General features: G+C 73.2%; 13 protein-coding genes and 2 tRNA genes. 12 read left to right on the forward strand and 3 right to left on the reverse strand.

Annotated features, from left to right (window positions below; genetic code table 11):
* Positions 1 to 144 precede the first annotated feature (144 nt).
* Positions 145 to 1794, forward strand: a complete 1650-nt coding sequence (locus ACIOD1_RS19010) for a long-chain fatty acid--CoA ligase (RefSeq protein WP_365622060.1) — start codon at positions 145 to 147, stop codon at positions 1792 to 1794.
* A 38-nt stretch (positions 1795 to 1832) separates the two neighbouring features.
* Here ACIOD1_RS19010 and ACIOD1_RS19015 read toward each other — a convergent pair whose 3' ends face one another.
* From ACIOD1_RS19015 to ACIOD1_RS19025, 3 genes are all read right to left on the reverse strand, one after another.
* A complete protein-coding gene (locus ACIOD1_RS19015) occupies positions 1833 to 2408 on the reverse strand; it encodes an antibiotic biosynthesis monooxygenase (protein ID WP_365622063.1) in 576 nt (191 codons plus the stop codon).
* A gap of 13 nt (positions 2409 to 2421) precedes the next feature.
* Positions 2422 to 5850 (reverse strand): PAS domain-containing protein, encoded by a 3429-nt coding sequence (locus ACIOD1_RS19020; protein ID WP_401903471.1) that lies wholly within the window; start codon positions 5848 to 5850, stop codon positions 2422 to 2424.
* Positions 5851 to 5969: 119 nt separating this feature from the next.
* Positions 5970 to 6395: an SSI family serine proteinase inhibitor gene (locus ACIOD1_RS19025; protein WP_365622069.1), complete on the reverse strand. Its 426-nt coding sequence runs from the start codon at positions 6393 to 6395 to the stop codon at positions 5970 to 5972.
* A 179-nt stretch (positions 6396 to 6574) separates the two neighbouring features.
* On the opposite strand from ACIOD1_RS19025, the gene ACIOD1_RS19030 reads away from it, so the two are divergent.
* From ACIOD1_RS19030 to ACIOD1_RS19080, 11 genes are all read left to right on the forward strand, one after another.
* Positions 6575 to 6665 (forward strand) — tRNA-Ser (locus ACIOD1_RS19030).
* A gap of 395 nt (positions 6666 to 7060) precedes the next feature.
* Positions 7061 to 7133: transfer RNA gene (locus tag ACIOD1_RS19035), tRNA-Arg, on the forward strand.
* A 120-nt stretch (positions 7134 to 7253) separates the two neighbouring features.
* Positions 7254 to 7619, forward strand: a complete 366-nt coding sequence (locus ACIOD1_RS19040) for a PH domain-containing protein (protein WP_365622072.1) — start codon at positions 7254 to 7256, stop codon at positions 7617 to 7619.
* Between the two features lie 94 nt (positions 7620 to 7713).
* A complete protein-coding gene (locus tag ACIOD1_RS19045) occupies positions 7714 to 8148 on the forward strand; it encodes an Lrp/AsnC family transcriptional regulator (RefSeq protein ID WP_365622074.1) in 435 nt (144 codons plus the stop codon).
* Positions 8145 to 9044: a DUF2797 domain-containing protein gene (locus ACIOD1_RS19050; RefSeq protein ID WP_401903473.1), complete on the forward strand. Its 900-nt coding sequence runs from the start codon at positions 8145 to 8147 to the stop codon at positions 9042 to 9044. The genes ACIOD1_RS19045 and ACIOD1_RS19050 overlap by 4 nt, the downstream gene beginning before the upstream one ends.
* A gap of 85 nt (positions 9045 to 9129) precedes the next feature.
* Entirely contained in the window at positions 9130 to 9468 is a 339-nt protein-coding gene (locus tag ACIOD1_RS19055) for an antibiotic biosynthesis monooxygenase (protein WP_365622080.1), read from the forward strand.
* Entirely contained in the window at positions 9452 to 10333 is an 882-nt protein-coding gene (locus ACIOD1_RS19060) for an amidohydrolase family protein (RefSeq protein WP_401903475.1), read from the forward strand. Before ACIOD1_RS19055 ends, ACIOD1_RS19060 begins: the two co-directional genes overlap by 17 nt.
* A gap of 94 nt (positions 10334 to 10427) precedes the next feature.
* Entirely contained in the window at positions 10428 to 11195 is a 768-nt protein-coding gene (locus ACIOD1_RS19065) for a response regulator transcription factor (protein WP_365622086.1), read from the forward strand.
* Between the two features lie 92 nt (positions 11196 to 11287).
* The gene (locus tag ACIOD1_RS19070; RefSeq protein ID WP_401903565.1) at positions 11288 to 12910 is read left to right on the forward strand and encodes a sensor histidine kinase; all 1623 of its coding nucleotides are present in this window, start codon (positions 11288 to 11290) and stop codon (positions 12908 to 12910) included.
* Positions 12911 to 12935: 25 nt separating this feature from the next.
* Positions 12936 to 14321 (forward strand): glycosyltransferase, encoded by a 1386-nt coding sequence (locus tag ACIOD1_RS19075; RefSeq protein WP_401903477.1) that lies wholly within the window; start codon positions 12936 to 12938, stop codon positions 14319 to 14321.
* Positions 14318 to 16471, forward strand: a complete 2154-nt coding sequence (locus ACIOD1_RS19080) for an ArnT family glycosyltransferase (protein WP_401903479.1) — start codon at positions 14318 to 14320, stop codon at positions 16469 to 16471. The genes ACIOD1_RS19075 and ACIOD1_RS19080 overlap by 4 nt, the downstream gene beginning before the upstream one ends.
* Positions 16472 to 16666 lie beyond the last annotated feature (195 nt).

A 16666-nucleotide genomic window follows, 5' to 3' on the forward strand; every position in this document is an offset into this window, starting at 1 on the left:
CCGGCGAGCAACGCCTCCCGACCCCGGAGAGTGATCGACCGACCCGTTTCTACTCCCGGGTAGTGACATGCCGGCCGGTACGTGCGCAGAATCGGCTCCATCCGATAGCCGCCGCAGCGCCGCAGCGCTCACCGGGAGGACGCTTTGCTGAGCACCATGCAGGACGTACCGCTCCTCGTCACCCGCATACTCCGACACGGGATGACGATCCACGGGAAGTCCCAGGTCACGACCTGGACCGGGGAGGCAGAGCCGCACCGCCGCAGCTTCGCCGAGATCGGTACCCGCGCCACCCGCCTCGCGAACGCCCTGCGGGACGAGCTCGGCGTCCGTCAGGACGACCGGGTCGCGACCCTCATGTGGAACAACGCCGAGCACGTCGAGGCGTACTTCGCGATCCCCTCCATGGGCGCCGTCCTGCACACGCTCAACCTGCGACTGCCTCCCGAGCAGCTGGCCTTCATCGTCAACCACGCCGCCGACAAGGTGGTGCTGGTCAACGGCTCCCTGTTGCCCCTGCTGGTACCGCTGCTGCCGCACATGGGCACCATCGAGCACGTCGTGGTCTCGGGCCCCGGCGACCGGGCCCCGCTCGCCGCCCTCGGTGTGCGGGTCCACGAGTACGAGGAGCTGCTGGAGGGCCGCTCCGACCACTACGACTGGCCCGAGTTGGACGAGCGCCAGGCCGCGGCCATGTGTTACACGTCGGGCACCACCGGCGACCCCAAGGGCGTCGTCTACTCCCACCGGTCCATCTACCTGCACTCCATGCAGGTCAACATGACCGAGTCGATGGGCCTGACGGACAAGGACACCACCCTCGTGGTCGTTCCCCAGTTCCACGTGAACGCCTGGGGCCTGCCGCACGCCACCTTCATGACCGGCATCAACATGCTGATGCCGGACCGCTTCCTCCAGCCCGCACCGCTCGCCGAGATGATCGAGCGCGAGAAGCCCTCGCACGCGGCGGCCGTCCCCACCATCTGGCAGGGGCTGCTCGCCGAGGTCACGGCGAACCCCCGCGACCTCAGCTCGATGAAGCAGGTCACCATCGGCGGCTCGGCCTGTCCGCCCTCGCTGATGGAGGCGTACGACAAGATCGGCGTCCGGCTGTGCCACGCCTGGGGCATGACGGAGACCTCCCCGCTCGGCACGATGGCGCACCCGCCGGCCGGGCTGAGCGCCGAGGAGGAGTGGCCGTACCGGATCACCCAGGGTCGTTTCCCCGCGGGCGTGGAGGCCCGTCTGGTCGGTCCCGGTGGTGGGGTCCTGCCCTGGGACGGGGAGTCCGCCGGTGAGCTGGAGGTGCGCGGCAACTGGATCGCGGGCGCCTACTACGGAGGGGTGGGCGCCGTAGCGGTCCGCCCCGAGGACAAGTTCAGCGCAGACGGCTGGCTCAAGACCGGAGACGTGGGCGTGATCAGCGCCGATGGCTTCCTGACCCTCACCGACCGGGCCAAGGACGTCATCAAGTCGGGCGGCGAGTGGATCTCCAGCGTGGAGCTGGAGAACGCGCTGATGGCCCACCCGGAGGTGGCCGAGGCCGCCGTCGTGGCCGTGCCGGACGAGAAGTGGGGCGAGCGCCCGCTGGCCACCGTCGTCCTCAAGGAGGGCGCCACGGTCGACTACGTCGCCCTGCGGGCCTTCCTCGCCGAGTCGGTCGCCAAGTGGCAGCTGCCGGAGCGCTGGGCGATCGTCGCGGCGGTTCCGAAGACGAGCGTCGGCAAGTTCGACAAGAAGGTGGTCCGCAAGCAGTACGCGAACGGCGAGCTGGACGTCACCCACCTCGCCTGACCGTCGAGGTCGCCCCCTCGCCCGCCCGGCCCGTCCGGTCAGCCGCGCGTGAGCCATGTCCGCAGCAGCCTGCTGACCGCGGGCATGGCCACGTAGGTCATCAGGGTGCTGAACACGACCGTGAAGACGGCCGTGCGCAGGAAGAAGTCCAGATCCACCAGGAACGGCCCGAGCACCGCGTTGCCCACGAGCGAGATCGGGAAGATCGCCAGCCCCGAGCTGATCGCCATCTTCCAGCGGGGGGGCGCGGGCCGGGTCGTGCCCGGCTTGGCGAACCAGGTCTCCATCCCCTGCAGTTCGCGCCGGGCTATCTCGGTGTGGTGGTGCCCCAGGCAGTTCGAGAACCACTCGGCCCGCTCCGGGGAGTCCTGCCACCGCTGGAACGCCTCTTGGTTGCGGAAGCGGTGGACCAGGAACCACGGGCCGCCCTCGACCGCTGGGCGGAACAGGCCGTAGCCCAGGTGGTCCGGGAAGCGCGAGGCCGTCTCCAGGATCCCGTGGGCCCAGGCGTCGAAGGTCTCCTCGTGCCCGGGTTCCACCTGCCGGGCTATCAGCAGGTTCACCTCGCCGTTGTCGGCGGGGACGGTCTGCTCGGACGTACGGGTGATGGCCATCGGGCCAGAATGGCTAGTTGGTGCCGATCTTGGCCAGCAAGTCCACGATGCGGCCCTGGACGTCGGCCGTCGTGGCCCGCTCGGCGAGGAAGAGCACGCTCTCCCCCGAGGCGAGTCGCGGCAGGTCGCCGGGGGCGATCCCGGACGTCGTGTAGACGACCAACGGGGTCCGGTTGAGGAGCCCGTTGGCACCCAGCCAGTCCACGATCCCGGCCCGTCGGCGGCGTACCTGCATCAGGTCCATGACCACCAGGTTCGGTCGCACCCGGGACGCCAGCTCCACCGCGTCCGTGTCGGCGCCGGCCCGCGCGACCTGGAGGCCGCGCCGCTCCAGCGCGGCGGTCAGCGCGGTGGCGATCTCCTCGTGCTCCTCGATCAACAGCACCCGGGAGGGGTGTTGCTCGCTGTCGCGCGGCGCGAGCGCCTTGAGCAGGACGGCCGGATCGGCCCCGTACGCCGCCTCGCGCGTGGCGTGGCCCAGCCCGGCCGTGACCAGGACGGGGACCTCGGCCGCCACCGCGGCCTGGCGCAGCGACTGCAGGGCGGTACGGGTGATGGGCCCGGTCAGCGGGTCCACGAACAGGGCGGCGGGGAAGGCCGCGATCTGGGCGTCGACCTCCTCGCGGGAGTGGACGATCACCGGCCGGTAGCCGCGGTCGCTGAGGGCCTGCTGTGTCTGCGCGTCGGGCGCGGGCCACACCAGCAGCCGGCGCGGGTTGTCCAGCGGCTCGGGGGGCAGCTCGTCGTCGACGGGTCGGGGCGCGGGGCGGTTGACCACCTCGACGGCGCCACCGGGGCCGTCCAGCGGTTCCGGCCCCTCGGCGGCGCCCGCCTCGGGTGCCCCTATGGCGAAGGCACGGCCCTGGGGCAGCGGTTCGGAGAGCCGACGGCGACGGCCGGAGCCGCCGGGGTCGGTCGCGGAGGGGTCCACGGAGATGCCCTGCCCCAGGGTGCCGAGGGCGCGGACGCTGATGGGCTGGGCCGTGCCGCTCGGGGAGTCCCCGGGCCGGCGGGCTCCGGGAACGGCGGGCTGTCCGGCGCCGTCGGTGTCCTCGGCGGCGGTCCGGGCCGCCGGAACGGGCCAGGCGGGGGCAGCGGGCAGCGCGCGCCGCCGCCCGGTCGCCTGTGCGGGGTCCTCGTCGGCCTCCGCGGCGTCGGGAGCCGGGCCACTGGCCGGGGCCGGCGGCGCGCCGAGCACGCGGCGTCCACGGCGCCCGCCCGGGGTGTCGGAGTCGGCGTCGCCCTCACCGGGGGCGGGGGCCGAACCGGCCATGGCGGGGGCCTGCGGTGGGGCCGGGGTCGGCCCGGCGGGGAGCGCGAAGCCACCCTCGGGCGCGATGGGTCGGGGCGCGGCGGGGGCCACGCGGCCGGCCGGGGGCACGGGCCCGCCGGGTTGCGCGGGCGGACCGGCCTGCCCCAGCGCCCGGCGGCGTCCGGCCGGATGCTCGGTCACCGGGACCGGGGGCACCGTCGGCACGGGCGGCAGCGCCGGCATGGCGGTGCCCTGCGGGGGCACGGGCCGGCCGGCTCCCGGTCGACCGGAGTCCCCGCCGTCGTCGCCGTCACGGCCGCGCCGGCGCCCGGTACCGAGCCCGGCAGGGTTCACCGGGGATTGCGCGAGCTCCGGACCGGAACTCCCCGAAGTCCTGACGGCGGGGCTCGCGGAGGGACGGACGCCCGGCCCGGAAAGACCCTCGGGGCCGATCGGGGTGCCGTCCGCGCGGCGCCGCCCGGACGGCAGCGCCAACGCGCCCCCGCCCTCGCGGACCGTCGACCCGGCAGACCCGGCAGACCCGGCAGCAGACCCGGCGGCTCCCGCCGACCCGGCCTCGTCGTCCAGGAAGGCATCGACCCCGCGTCGGGCCCGTCGTCCGCCGGGACCGGTCGGCCCGCCGGAACCGCCCGCGCCCGGAGCCTCCTTGCCGGAAGCCCCCCGGTCGCCGTCGGCCACCTCGGGCTCCTTGGCAGGCTCCGGCACGGTGACCGCCCCGGCTCCCGAACCGAGCGGCAGCTCCAGCACGTACGCGCCACCGGGCGCGCCCGGCACCTCGACCGTCTGGAGGACCCCGCCGTGCGCGGCGACGATGCCCCGCACGATCGGCTCGTGCACCGGGTCGCCGCCCTCGTAGGGTCCGCGCACCTCGATCCGTACGACGTCACCGCGCTGGGCGGCGGCGACCACGATCGTGGAGTCGCCGTAGCCGCTGCCCTGCGCGGTCTTGCCCGTCGCGTCCACTCCGGCCACGTCCGCGACCAGGTGCGCGAGGGCCGAGGCGATCCGCGCCGCGTCCACCTCGGCCTCGATGGTCGGGGCGTGGACGGCGAACTGGGCCCGACCGGGGCCGATCAGCTCGACGGCGCCGTCGATGCCGGCCGCGACGACCGTGTTGATCAGGACTTTCTTCTTCTTGAGCTTGTCGGTGCCCGCGTCCAGGCGCTGGAAGCCGAGCACGTTGTCCACCAGGGTGGTCATCCGGGAGTAGCCGGCGGCCAGGTGGTGGAGCAGCTGGTTGGCCTCGGGCCACAGCTGACCGGCGTCGTCGGCGGCGAGCGTCGCCAGCTCCCCGCGCAACTCCTCCAGGGGCCCGCGCAGGGATTCCCCGAGGACGGCGAGCAACTGGGCGTGGCGCGCCGCGAGGGCGTCGTAGGACCGCCGGTCGGTGAAGGTCATGACGGCGCCGACGAGCAGCTCGCCGTCCCGTACGGGCGAGGTCGTCAGGTCCACCGCGACGGGCCGGCCGCCCTTGTTCCACAACACCTGGCCGCGGACGCGGTGCTTGCGTCCGCTGCGCAGGGTGTCGGCGAGGGGGGACTCGTCGAAGGGGAAGGGGGAGCCGTCGGCCCGCGAGTGCTGGATCAGCCCGTGCAGTTCGCGGTTTCCCAGGTCGGTGGCGCGGTAGCCGAGGATCTGCGCGGCGGCCGGATTGACCAGGACCACGCGTCCGTCGGTGTCGGTGCCGATGACGCCTTCGGCGGCGGCGCGCAGGATCATCTCGGTCTGCCGCTGGGAACGGGCCAGCTCGGCCTCGGTGTCCACGGTCTCGGAGAGGTCCCGTACGACGAGCATCAGCAGTTCGTCGCCGGTGTAGGAGGGCTGGGGCTCGCGGTATGCGTCACGGCCGTCGAGATGGGCGGCGGTGACCTCGACCGGGAACTCGCTGCCGTCGGTCCGGCGCGCCGTCATCCGCTTGGGCCGGGCGCGCCCCTCTTCGTCGTCGCCGGGGCGACGCATGGAACCGGGGATCAACTTGGAGTCGAACTCCGGAAGGAGGTCGAGCACCCCGCGGCCGACGAGGCCGGTTCCGGGACTCTCCATCACCTCAAGGGCGATCGAATTCGCGTTCACCACCGTGCCGTTGGCGTTGACGAGCAACAGCGCGTCCGGAAGTGCGTCGAGTATTGCTGCGAGGCGAGCAGCGCCTCGGGATGGCCTGCTGCTCACGACGAGCTTCCTCCCTGACCACGACTACCGGCAAGACACGGGAGGAGTCTAAGGGCACCGTTCCTCGGCGAGGTGGCGGATGCCGGGGGAAATCCATGCATCCGCCGCATCTGCCCTGGTCAGGAACGCGCACTCGGAAGCACAGGTTCCAGCTTGCTCCACCGGTCGATCGCGCAGCCGTCCTTGCGTCGGAACGTGGCGTCCACCTTGTGTCCGTGCCAGGTTCCCGTGACCCGCGCCGTGGCGGGACCGCCGTCCTGGAAGGTGCACACGCCCCGTTCGGCCTCGGGGGCGAAGGGGTCCCTGCCCTCGCGGGCGAACGTGTCCAGGCGTGCACACGCCTTCGCGGCCTCCGGGTGGTCGCCCCCGGTGGGCCGGCACTCCAGTCGGTACTCGCCGTCCAGGAGCGGGTTGCCGCTGCTGGAGATGGCGATGGTGAGCCGGTCGGGAGAGGACAGCAGCCGGCCCAGGGGCAGGGGTGGCAGCGGTCCGACCGCCACGGCGGCCAGGGCCGAGGTGACGGCGAAGGCGGCGAGACGCAGCATGGGGCCCTCCAGGTCGTCCGTACGTCGTACCCCCCATCAACGACGTGCCCCGCCCCGACGTTGCGTGTCCTTAAGGCTTTGCCCTGCGCCCCTGCCTCCTTGTACCGTGGAGGCGGATTGGTGACCGGCCCCGAGGCTGTGTCATCATCTGCACGCACCTTCGTACGCGGGGGTGTGCTGGAGGCGTCGCCTAGTCCGGTCTATGGCGCCGCACTGCTAATGCGGTTTGGGGTTTACGCCCCATCGAGGGTTCAAATCCCTCCGCCTCCGCACATGACGAAGCCCCGGTCCTCCAGGACCGGGGCTTCTGTGCGTTCCGGGGCCGGGGCCGGGGCCAGGGGCCGCCCAGGGCGGGAACGGTGCGCGGTGGGCGGGCCACCGACTTAACTCCACGCGTTTCGCCAGGCGTCTCGCCACACCTCGGTACGCGTTCAAGGGTTCGACGCGTCCGCTCGGGGGGCCGGGGTCACCCGCCAGGGTTTCGAACGCCTGGCCGTGGGTAGCCAGGCGGGCTCCAGGACGCTGCCGGATCCATGCGGACGATCTTCTTCCAGGCCGTTTCCGCAGGTCAGACACTGTGTGGCTAATGGATTTCGCGTCCCGCCGAGGTCCATGTATTGTTGTTCTCGCAAGGCCAACGGGGCGCAAAACCCCGGGAAGCCCAAGCACTCGTAGCTTAACGGATAGAGCATCTGACTACGGATCAGAAGGTTGCAGGTTCGAATCCTGCCGAGTGCACAGCCGAAGAGGCCCCCCGGTTCGCCGGGGGGCCTCTTGCGTTCCCTTGACACGGGCGTGGATAGCCTGCGGAGGCGGGGCCGGCCCTACCGGCCCTTGAACCTTTGAAGGGGGAGCTCCATGGGTCTGTTCGGAAACGCCCACACCGTCGATCCCGTCTCGGCGCAGCGCGACTACGCCCGGCTGCTGGGGAACGGGGAGCAGGTGCACGCGGCGTACCTGCTGATCAGGGACACCATCCTGTTCACCGACCGCCGTCTGGTGCTGATCGACAAGCAGGGGATCACCGGGAAGAAGGTCGAGTACCACTCGGTCCCGTACCGGAGCATCACGCACTTCTCCGTGGAGACGGCCGGGCACTTCGATCTCGACGCCGAGTTGAAGATCTGGATATCGGGCACCGCCGCTCCGATCGAGAAGACCTTCACCAAGGGGGTCGACATCTACGAGGTGCAGGCGATCCTGACCCAGTTCGTCGCCCGCTGACCGATTCCCGTTCGGCCCGAGGGCGTGATAGCAGGAGCCGATACTGTCTCCGCAGGACCGAGAGGTGGTCCGACGCTCTCGGGAGGAACACGGCGTGGACGACATCGACCGGGCGCTCGTCCTGCGCCTGCAGCAGGACGCGGGCCAGTCCTACGCCGCCCTCGGCGCGGCCGTCGGCCTGTCGGCCGGGGCCACCCACGAGCGGGTGCGCAAGCTGCGCGAGCGCGGGGTCATCCTGCGGACCACCGTCGACGTGGACCCCGCTGCCGTCGGCAGCGGGGTGCTGGCCTACGTAATGGTCGACTCCAACGCCTGGATGGGTGACTCCGGCGCCGACTTCGCCGCGATCCCGGAGATCCAGGAGGCGCACGTCATCGCCGGCAGCGCCTCCGTGATGGTCAAGGTGCGCACGGCTTCCACCGCGCAGCTCCAGGACGTCCTGCGCCGGCTCTACAACATCGACGGAGTCAGCGGCACGCAGGCCACCGTGGTGTTGGACACGCTCTTCGAACGGCCGCTGCCGCTGTGAGTTCCGGCGGCGGCTGGACGTGCACCGGGATCCGGTGGAGCGGGGGCGGCCCCGCCATCGGGTGGTACGGGCGCGGCGAGCGCGGCAGCCCGCTCTCCTACGGGCAGCGGTTGGCCTTCACTGCACGGGGCGAGCGCCGCTGTGCCGGTGTGCGACGGGCCGGGAAGCGGACCCCGTGTCCGACCGGGGCGGTCGTGCCGGGTCGTGCCGGGAACGCCCAGTGCCCCGACTGCGCCCGCCTGGACCGCTCCTTCTCGGTGGCCGCCGACACGCGTGCCGACGATCCGCGCACCTATCGGGTCTACCTGGCCTGGTTCGGGCCCGGACTGGTCAAGGTGGGGATCACCGCCGAGGAGCGCGGCCCGGTCCGGCTCTTGGAGCAGGGGGCGGTGACCTGGTCCTGGCTGGGGCGGGGCCCGCTGATGTCCGCGCGCCGGACCGAGGAACTGCTGCGGGCCACCCTCGGGGTGCCCGACCGGGTCGCGTACGCCCGTAAGCGCGCGGTGCGGGACCGGCTGGTGCCGGAGCCCGAGCGGGCGGCGGAGGTCGCCGCCCTGCACGCGCGGGCCGGGGAACAGGCGGGGTGGCCGGAGTCCCTGGAGCGGGTCCGCTGCGAGATCACCGACCACGCCGGACCGTACGGACTGGCCGCGCTCACCGGGCCGGCGGCGCCGACCCGCGTGCTGCGGGAGCTGACTCCCGGAGCCGTCGTGGCGGGCCGACTCGTCGCGGCGGCCGGACCGGACCTGCACTTCGCCGACGGGCTCGTCGTGGACACCCGACTGCTGGCCGGCTGGGAACTGGGCGCCGCCGACGAGAGGGCGGTGACCGACGCCCCGACCGCGGAGATCCCCCGGGAATCCGATCCGGGCGCGGGGCAGGACGGGCTCTTCTGACCGAGAGGTCAAAATTTGGATCCCTTTGGCCGGCGGGGCCGGATAGTGGTGGACACGCCAGGCCGTGCCGGCGAGGGTGGTGCACATGAGAACCCAGCCCGTTCGGGCCTTCGAACCTCCTTATGTGATGGCCGTGTTCACCAGTGTCCGCACCCTTGAGGACGCCGATTATCCGGAGACCCTCGCGCGGATGGCCGAGATCGTCCGAGAGAAGCCCGGCTTCCTCGGCTACGAGTCGGCGCGCACTCCCGGTGGCCTCGGCATCACGGTCGCCTACTTCCGCGACCACGGTTCCCTGGCCCTCTGGCGGGAGGACCTGGAGCACCAGGCGGCCATGGAGCGGGGTCGCGAGCACTGGTACGAGAGCTACACCCTGCACGTCGCGACCGTGGAGCGGAGTCACGGCTTTGGCCACGACGCCTGAGGCGGTCCACGCCTTCCGGGAGCGGCTCGGGCTGCCCGGCTTGGTCGACGTCCACACCCACTTCATGCCCGAGCGGGTCCTCAGCAAGGTCTGGGACTACTTCGACGCGGTCGGCCCGCTCACCGGTGTCCCGTGGCCCATCACCTACCGGCACGAGGAGGAGCGCCGGGTGGCGCTGCTGCGCGAGTTCGGGGTGCGGGCCTTCACCGCGATGCTCTACCCGCACAAGCCCGAGATGGCCGCCTGGCTCAACGCCTGGGCCGCCGAGTTCGCCGCCCGCACCCCCGACTGCCTGCACACCGCGACCTTCTTCCCGGAGGAGGACGCGCCCGCGTACGTCCTGCGGGCCGTGGAGGCGGGGGCCCGGGTCTTCAAGGCGCACCTCCAGGTCGGCGGCTACGACCCCAACCACGAGCGGCTGGACGCGGTGTGGGGACTGCTCGCCGAGGCCGGGATCCCCACCGTGATCCACTGCGGCTCGGGTCCCGTCCCCGGCAAGCACACCGGCCCGGAGCCCATCGCCCGGCTGCTGGCCCGTCATCCCCGGCTGCCCCTGGTCGTCGCGCACATGGGCATGCCCGAGTACGCCGACTTCCTCGACCTCGCCGACCGCCACGCCGAGGTGCGCCTCGACACCACCATGGCCTTCACCGACTTCTCCGAGCAGTTCCGCGGCTTCCCGTCCGGGGAACTCGGACGGCTCGCGGACCTGGGGGACCGGATCCTCCTCGGCACCGACTTCCCGAACATCCCCTACCCCTACGAGCATCAACTGGAGGCCCTCGAACGCCTCGGACTCGGTGACGACTGGCTGCGCGCCGTCTGCCACGACAACGGAGCCCGGCTCTTCGGCCTCTCGTTCTGACCCGTTTCCTCCCCATCCGTCGCCTCCCGCGTTTCTCAGGAGATTCACAGGTAGGGGCAAGAACGCTCTCAGAGGCAGTGGACAACGTGAAGACATGACTGCGACGACCACCTCCCACGCGTCCACGTCCACCGGTGCTCCGACGGCCCTGGTACGGCCCGACGGCGGGCCCTGCCGGGTCCTCGTCGTCGACGACGAAGCCCCGCTGTCCGAGCTGCTGTCCATGGCCCTGCGCTACGAGGGTTGCGAGGTCCGCAGCGCCGGCGACGGGGCGGGCGCCGTACGGGCGGCGCGGGAGTTCCGCCCCGACGTGGTCGTCCTCGACATCATGCTCCCAGACATGGACGGCCTGGCGGTGCTCGGCCGGCTGCGCCGCGAGATCCCGCAGCTCCCGGTGTTGTTCCTGACGGCGAAGGACTCCGTGGAGGACCGGATCGCCGGGCTCACGGCCGGCGGCGACGACTACGTCACCAAGCCGTTCAGCCTGGAGGAGGTCGTCGCCCGGCTGCGCGGACTCGTCCGCCGCTCGGGCACGGCGCAGGCCGCCCGCGCGGGCTCCGTCCTGGTCGTGGGCGACCTCCGCCTCGACGAGGACAGCCACGAGGTGGTGCGCGGCGGCCAGGAGGTCCACCTGACCGCCACCGAGTTCGAGCTGCTGCGCTACCTCATGCGCAACCCTCGCCGAGTGCTCAGCAAGGCGCAGATCCTGGACCGGGTCTGGTCCTACGACTTCGGTGGCCAGGCCAACGTGGTGGAGCTCTACATCTCCTACCTGCGCCGCAAGCTGGAGGCCGGCACCGGCCTGCCCTCGATGATCCACACCCGACGCGGGGCCGGATACCTCATCAAGCCGGCCGAGTAGTGGCTCCGCGCCCCTCCCGCCCGCGCCCCTCCCGCCCGCGTTCTGCGCACCCCCGTTCCGCAGTCCCGCGTCGGGCGTCCGGTCCGACCCGACTGCTCCGGCGGCGGACGTGGTCCCTGCGGACCCGGCTCGTGGTCTCGGCGGTGGCGCTGATCGCCGTGGTGGGCGCGGCCATCGGTACCGTCACCACCCTCGCGCTGCGCTCCTACCTCGTGGACCGGCTCGACGAGCAACTCCGGGTCGCCACCGACATGGCCTCCCGGGGCCCCGGCGCGGGCAAGGCCGCCCGCGAGAACAGCCTCGGCTTCGTGCTGTCACCCGGAAACCCCCAGGGCACCGTCGGGATCCGCCTCGACTCCGACGGCAAGGTCCTCGGCACGGCCCGCAGCTCGCCCGCCGAAGGCCCCGCCCTCGACCACGTCCGCCCCCTCACCGAGCCCCAGGCCGCCGCCCTCGCCGAAGCCGCCCGCAAGGTCGCGCAGGGGCGGGCCCAGCCCGTGGAGCTGGACCTGCCCGGACTCGGCGGCTACCGGGTGCGCACCTCGCCCGATGGCGGCCTGGCCCTCGGCATCCCGCTCCAAGACGTGGACCGTACGGTGCACACCCTCGTCGGGGTCGAGGTCTCCGTCACCCTGGCCGGGCTGATCGCGGCCTCCCTCGCCGGCCAGGCCCTGGTCGGGGTCGCCCTGCGGCCCCTGCGCCGGGTGGCCGCCACCGCCACCCGGGTCTCCGAACTCCCCCTCCACAGCGGCGAACCCGCCCTCGACGAGCGGGTCCCCGAAGCCGAGGCGGACCCGCGTACCGAGGTCGGCCAGGTCGGGGCGGCGCTCAACCGGATGCTGGGCCACGTGTCCTCCGCCCTCACGGCCCGCCAACAGAACGAGATGCGGGTCCGGCAGTTCGTCGCCGACGCCAGCCACGAGCTGCGCACCCCGCTGGCCTCCATCCGGGGCTACGCCGAGCTGACCCGCCGGGGGCGCGAGGAGACAGGCCCCGACACCCGGCACGCGCTGGGCCGCATCGAGTCCGAGGCCACCCGGATGACCGGCCTCGTGGAAGACCTGCTGTTGCTGGCCCGGCTCGACGCGGGCCGCCCCTTGGGCACCGGCGACACCGACACCGACCTGGCCCCGCTCGTGGTCGACGCCGTGAGCGACGCCCGGGCGGCCGGCCCCGGCCACCACTGGCGGCTGGACCTGCCCGACGAGCCGGCGCTCGTACGGGGCGACCCGGCCCGCATCCAGCAGGTGCTGGTGAACCTCCTGGCCAACGCCCGCACCCACACCCCGCCCGGCACCACGGTCACCGCCCATGTTTCACGTGAAACATCCACCGCGTCGACCGGGGTCCTCCGACCGGTGGGGCCAGCACGACCCGCACGGTCCACCGCCTCCGACGTTTCACGTGAAACATCCACCGTCCTGCTCCGGATCGAGGACGACGGACCGGGCATCCCGCCCGAGCTGCTGCCGCACGTCTTCGAGCGCTTCGCCCGAGGAGACGCCTCCCGCTCCCGCGCGGCCGGCTCCACCGGACTCGGCCTGGCCATCGTGGAGGCCGTCGTCTCCGCACACGGGGGCCGGGTCGACGTACGCAGCGGGCCCGGCCGGACCGTCTTCGAGGTCCGGCTCCCGCTCGCGCCCGGCACCCCCGACAGCACGGGCGGCCCGGACGCGGACTCACAGACGGGGCACAGGCTCACCACACAGCCGTGACAGGGCGCCCGGTGAGGCTCGGAGCATGTCAACCGACGCCTCCTCAGGGGCCCTTCCGGCCCGGGCACCCCTCGCGCCCCTGCCCGGCGTGCCCGTACTCGACGTGGTGATCCCGGTCTACAACGAGGAGAAGGACCTCGCCCCCTGCGTGCGCCGCCTACACGCCCACCTGACCCGCACCTTCCCGTACCCCTTCCGCATCACCGTCGCCGACAACGCGAGCACCGACCGCACCCCCGAGGTCGCGGCCGGCCTCGCCGCCGAAGTCGACGGGGTGCGCAGTGTCAGGCTGGAGGAGAAGGGCCGGGGCCGGGCCCTGCGCACCGTGTGGTCCCGGTCGGAGGCGCCCGTCCTCGCGTACATGGACGTGGACCTCTCCACCGACCTGAACGCGCTCCTGCCGCTGGTCGCCCCGCTGATCTCCGGGCACTCCGACCTCGCCATCGGCACCCGCCTCGCCCGTTCCTCGCGGGTGGTGCGCGGCCCGAAGCGGGAGTTCATCTCCCGCGCCTACAACCTGCTGCTGCGCTCCTCCCTCTCCGCCCGGTTCAGCGACGCCCAGTGCGGGTTCAAAGCCATCCGGCGCGAGGTGGCCGAGCGGCTGCTGCCGCTGGTGGAGGACTCGGGATGGTTCTTCGACACCGAGCTGCTCGTCCTCGCCGAGCGGGCCGGGCTGCGGATCCACGAGGTGCCGGTGGACTGGGTCGACGACCCGAACTCCACCGTGCACCTGGCCCGGACCGCCGCCGACGACCTCCGGGGGGTCTGGCGGGTGGGGCGGGCGCTGGCCGTCGGCGCGCTGCCGCTCGACCGGCTGGCCAGGCCCTTCGGGGACGACCCGCGCGACCGGGGCGCCCTGCCCGGTGTACCGCGCGGGCTGGCCCGGCAACTGCTCGGCTTCTGCGTGGTGGGGGTGCTCAGCACCCTGCTCTACCTGCTCCTCTACTCCGCCCTGCGGTCCGGGGCCGGGCCCCAGGGGGCGAACGCCGCCGCGCTCCTGCTGTGCGCCGTGGCCAACACCGCCGCGAACCGTCGGCTCACCTTCGGGGTGCGCGGGCGGGCACGGGCGGTGCGCCACCAGGCCCAGGGGCTCGTGGTGTTCGGCATCGGACTGGCCCTGACCAGCGGATCCCTCGCCGCCTTGGGAGCGGCCAGCGCCATGCCCGGCCACGGCACCGAGCTGGCCGTACTGGTCACCGCCAACCTCGCCGCGACCGTCCTGCGCTTCCTGCTCTTCCGGGCCTGGGTGTTCCCCGACCGACAGGCGGCCCGCCCGGCTCCCGACCCCACCCCTCCCGACCCCACCGTCCCCGGCCCCACGGTTCTCGGACCGACCGTCCCGGTTCTCGGACCCTCCGTCCCCGGCCTCACCGTCCCGACTTCCGCACCGACCCCGAAGGAGGGCCCGTGACCACGGCCGCGCTGCCGCTCTTCCCACCCGCCGGACCCGCCTCCACGCCCGCCACCACCCGGGCGGCCCTGGCCCGCCCGCGCTGGGAACGGCCCGCCTACGCCGTCCTGCTGCTCGGCGCCGCCGTGCTCCTGCTGTGGGACCTGGGCTCCTCCGGCTACGCCAACTCCTTCTACTCCGCCGCCGTCCAGGCCGGCTCCGAGAGCTGGAAGGCCTTCTTCTTCGGCTCCTCCGACGCCGGGAACTCGATCACCGTCGACAAACCCCCGGCCGCCCTGTGGCCCATGGCCCTGTCGGTGCGGCTCTTCGGGCTCGGCGCCTGGCAGATCCTCGTCCCCCAGGCCCTGATGGGCGTCGCCACCACCGCCGTCCTGTACGCGTCCGTACGCCGCCAGTTCGGGCCGGCCGCCGCCCTGCTGAGCGGAACCGCCTTCGCCCTGACCCCGGTCGCCGCGCTGATGTTCCGCTTCAACAACCCGGACGCGCTGCTCACCCTGCTGCTGACCGTCACCGTGTACTGCGTCCTGCGGGCCCTCGAAGGGGCCCGCACCCGATGGCTGGTCTGGGCAGGGGTCGCGGTCGGGTTCGCCTTCCTGACCAAGACCCTCCAGGCCTTCGTCATCCTGCCGCCGCTCACCCTCCTGTACGCCGTCTGCGCCCCTACGCGGCTGCGTCGACGGCTGGGTCAACTGCTGCTCGCCGGAGTGGCGATGGTGGTGGCCGCGGGCTGGTGGGTGGCGATCGTGGAGCTCTGGCCCGCCGGATCCCGCCCCTATATCGGCGGCTCTCAGAACAACTCCTTCCTGGAGCTGACCCTCGGCTACAACGGCCTGGGCCGGATCAGCGGAAACGAGACGGGCAGCGTCGGCGGTGGAGCCCGTACGGGCGGCCCCGGTGGCGGCGGTGGCGGGGGTGGCTGGGGAGAGACCGGCGTCGACCGGCTGTTCTCCGGCAACATCGGAGGCCAGATCTCCTGGCTGCTGCCGGCCGCGCTGGTGCTGCTCGTCGCCGGGCTCGTGATCACCTGGCGGGCCCGGCGGACCACCGACTCGCTGGAGGGCATGGCCCGTGCGGGCTTCCTCGCCTGGGGCGGGTCCCTGCTGATCACGGCCGTGGTCTTCAGCTGGATGCAGGGCATCTTCCACGAGTACTACACCGTCGCGCTGGCCCCCTTCGTGGCGGCGCTCGTCGGGATGGGCGTCGCGGTGCTGTGGGAGGAGCGGGGCGGCCGGGCGGCCGTGCTCACCCTGTCCGGGACGCTCGCGCTGACCGCGTACTGGGCGTTCGTCCTGCTGGGCCGCGCCACCGGCTACCTGCCGTGGCTGCGCTGGACGGTGCTCGCGGTCGGGCTCGGCGCGGCGCTCGCCCTGCCCTTCGCCGCGCGGCTGGGTCGGCGGGTGCTGCTCGGTGTGGCCGCCGCGGGACTCGGCGCCGCGCTGGCGGGACCGTTCGCGTACTGCCTGACCACCGTGAGCACCGGGCACACCGGCTCCATCGTCACCGCCGGTCCGGCGGTGGCGGGCTCCCGGGGCGGTCCCGGGGGGATGCCGGGCCGCTTCGCCGCCGGTGGCGAGGCCCCGCCGCAGGGCGCCCCGACGGGCGGCACGCCGCCCGGCGGGCAGGCGGGCGGTCCGGGGGCGGGTACGGGCGCCGGTCCGGGACGCGGCTTCCAACCCCCGGGCGGCCAAGGCGGCCCGGGCGGCGCCGCCGGCGCCGGTGGCGCGGGAGGAGGCCCCGGTGGGCTGCTCGGCGGTACCCGGGTCACCGCCGCGGCCGAGGCGGCCCTGCGCACCGATGCCTCCCGCTACACCTGGGCGGCGGCCGCCATCGGCTCCCAGAACGCGGCGAGCTACCAACTGGCCTCGGGTGAGCCCGTGATGGCCATCGGCGGGTTCAACGGCAGCGACCCCTCCCCGACGCTGGAGCGCTTCCAGGAGTACGTGAAGGCCGGGAAGGTCCACTGGTTCATCGCGCAGAGCGACAGCCGGGGCACGGCCGAGGGCGCGGGTCGGACCGGTGGGGCGGGCGCGGGCCCGGGCGGAGCGGCGGGCAGTGCGATCGAGAGCTGGGTGAAGGCCGGCTTCAAGGCCACCACCGTCGGCGGAAGCACCTTCTACGACCTGACGACCCCGACGTCCGCCACCCCCTGACCCGCCCCCTGATCCATCTCCGGATCCACCCCCCGACCCGACGGGTCCCCCCGGACGATTCCGGGGGGACTCTCGGCCGACGCCACTCGTACGGCCCGATCGGCGCGAGATCTCCCCGGCCCTGTCGCCCAAGCGGCGGCGGCAAGGCCTAGCATCAAGAGGGCGGACCGGGCATTCCGGACTGATCTCCCTGTG

This window comes from Streptomyces sp. NPDC088097 (assembly GCF_044741845.1).
Taxonomy (GTDB): domain Bacteria; phylum Actinomycetota; class Actinomycetes; order Streptomycetales; family Streptomycetaceae; genus Streptomyces.

Excerpts from the sequence above, each read along its gene's own strand:
- ACIOD1_RS19015 (WP_365622063.1), bottom strand. The coding sequence starts at position 2,408 with ATGGCCATCACCCGTACGTCCGAGCAGACCGTCCCCGCCGACAACGGC.
- ACIOD1_RS19025 (WP_365622069.1), bottom strand. The coding sequence starts at position 6,395 with ATGCTGCGTCTCGCCGCCTTCGCCGTCACCTCGGCCCTGGCCGCCGTG.
- ACIOD1_RS19040 (WP_365622072.1), top strand. The coding sequence starts at position 7,254 with ATGGGTCTGTTCGGAAACGCCCACACCGTCGATCCCGTCTCGGCGCAG.
- ACIOD1_RS19055 (WP_365622080.1), top strand. The coding sequence starts at position 9,130 with ATGAGAACCCAGCCCGTTCGGGCCTTCGAACCTCCTTATGTGATGGCC.
- ACIOD1_RS19065 (WP_365622086.1), top strand. The coding sequence starts at position 10,428 with ATGACTGCGACGACCACCTCCCACGCGTCCACGTCCACCGGTGCTCCG.
- ACIOD1_RS19075 (WP_401903477.1), top strand. The coding sequence starts at position 12,936 with ATGTCAACCGACGCCTCCTCAGGGGCCCTTCCGGCCCGGGCACCCCTC.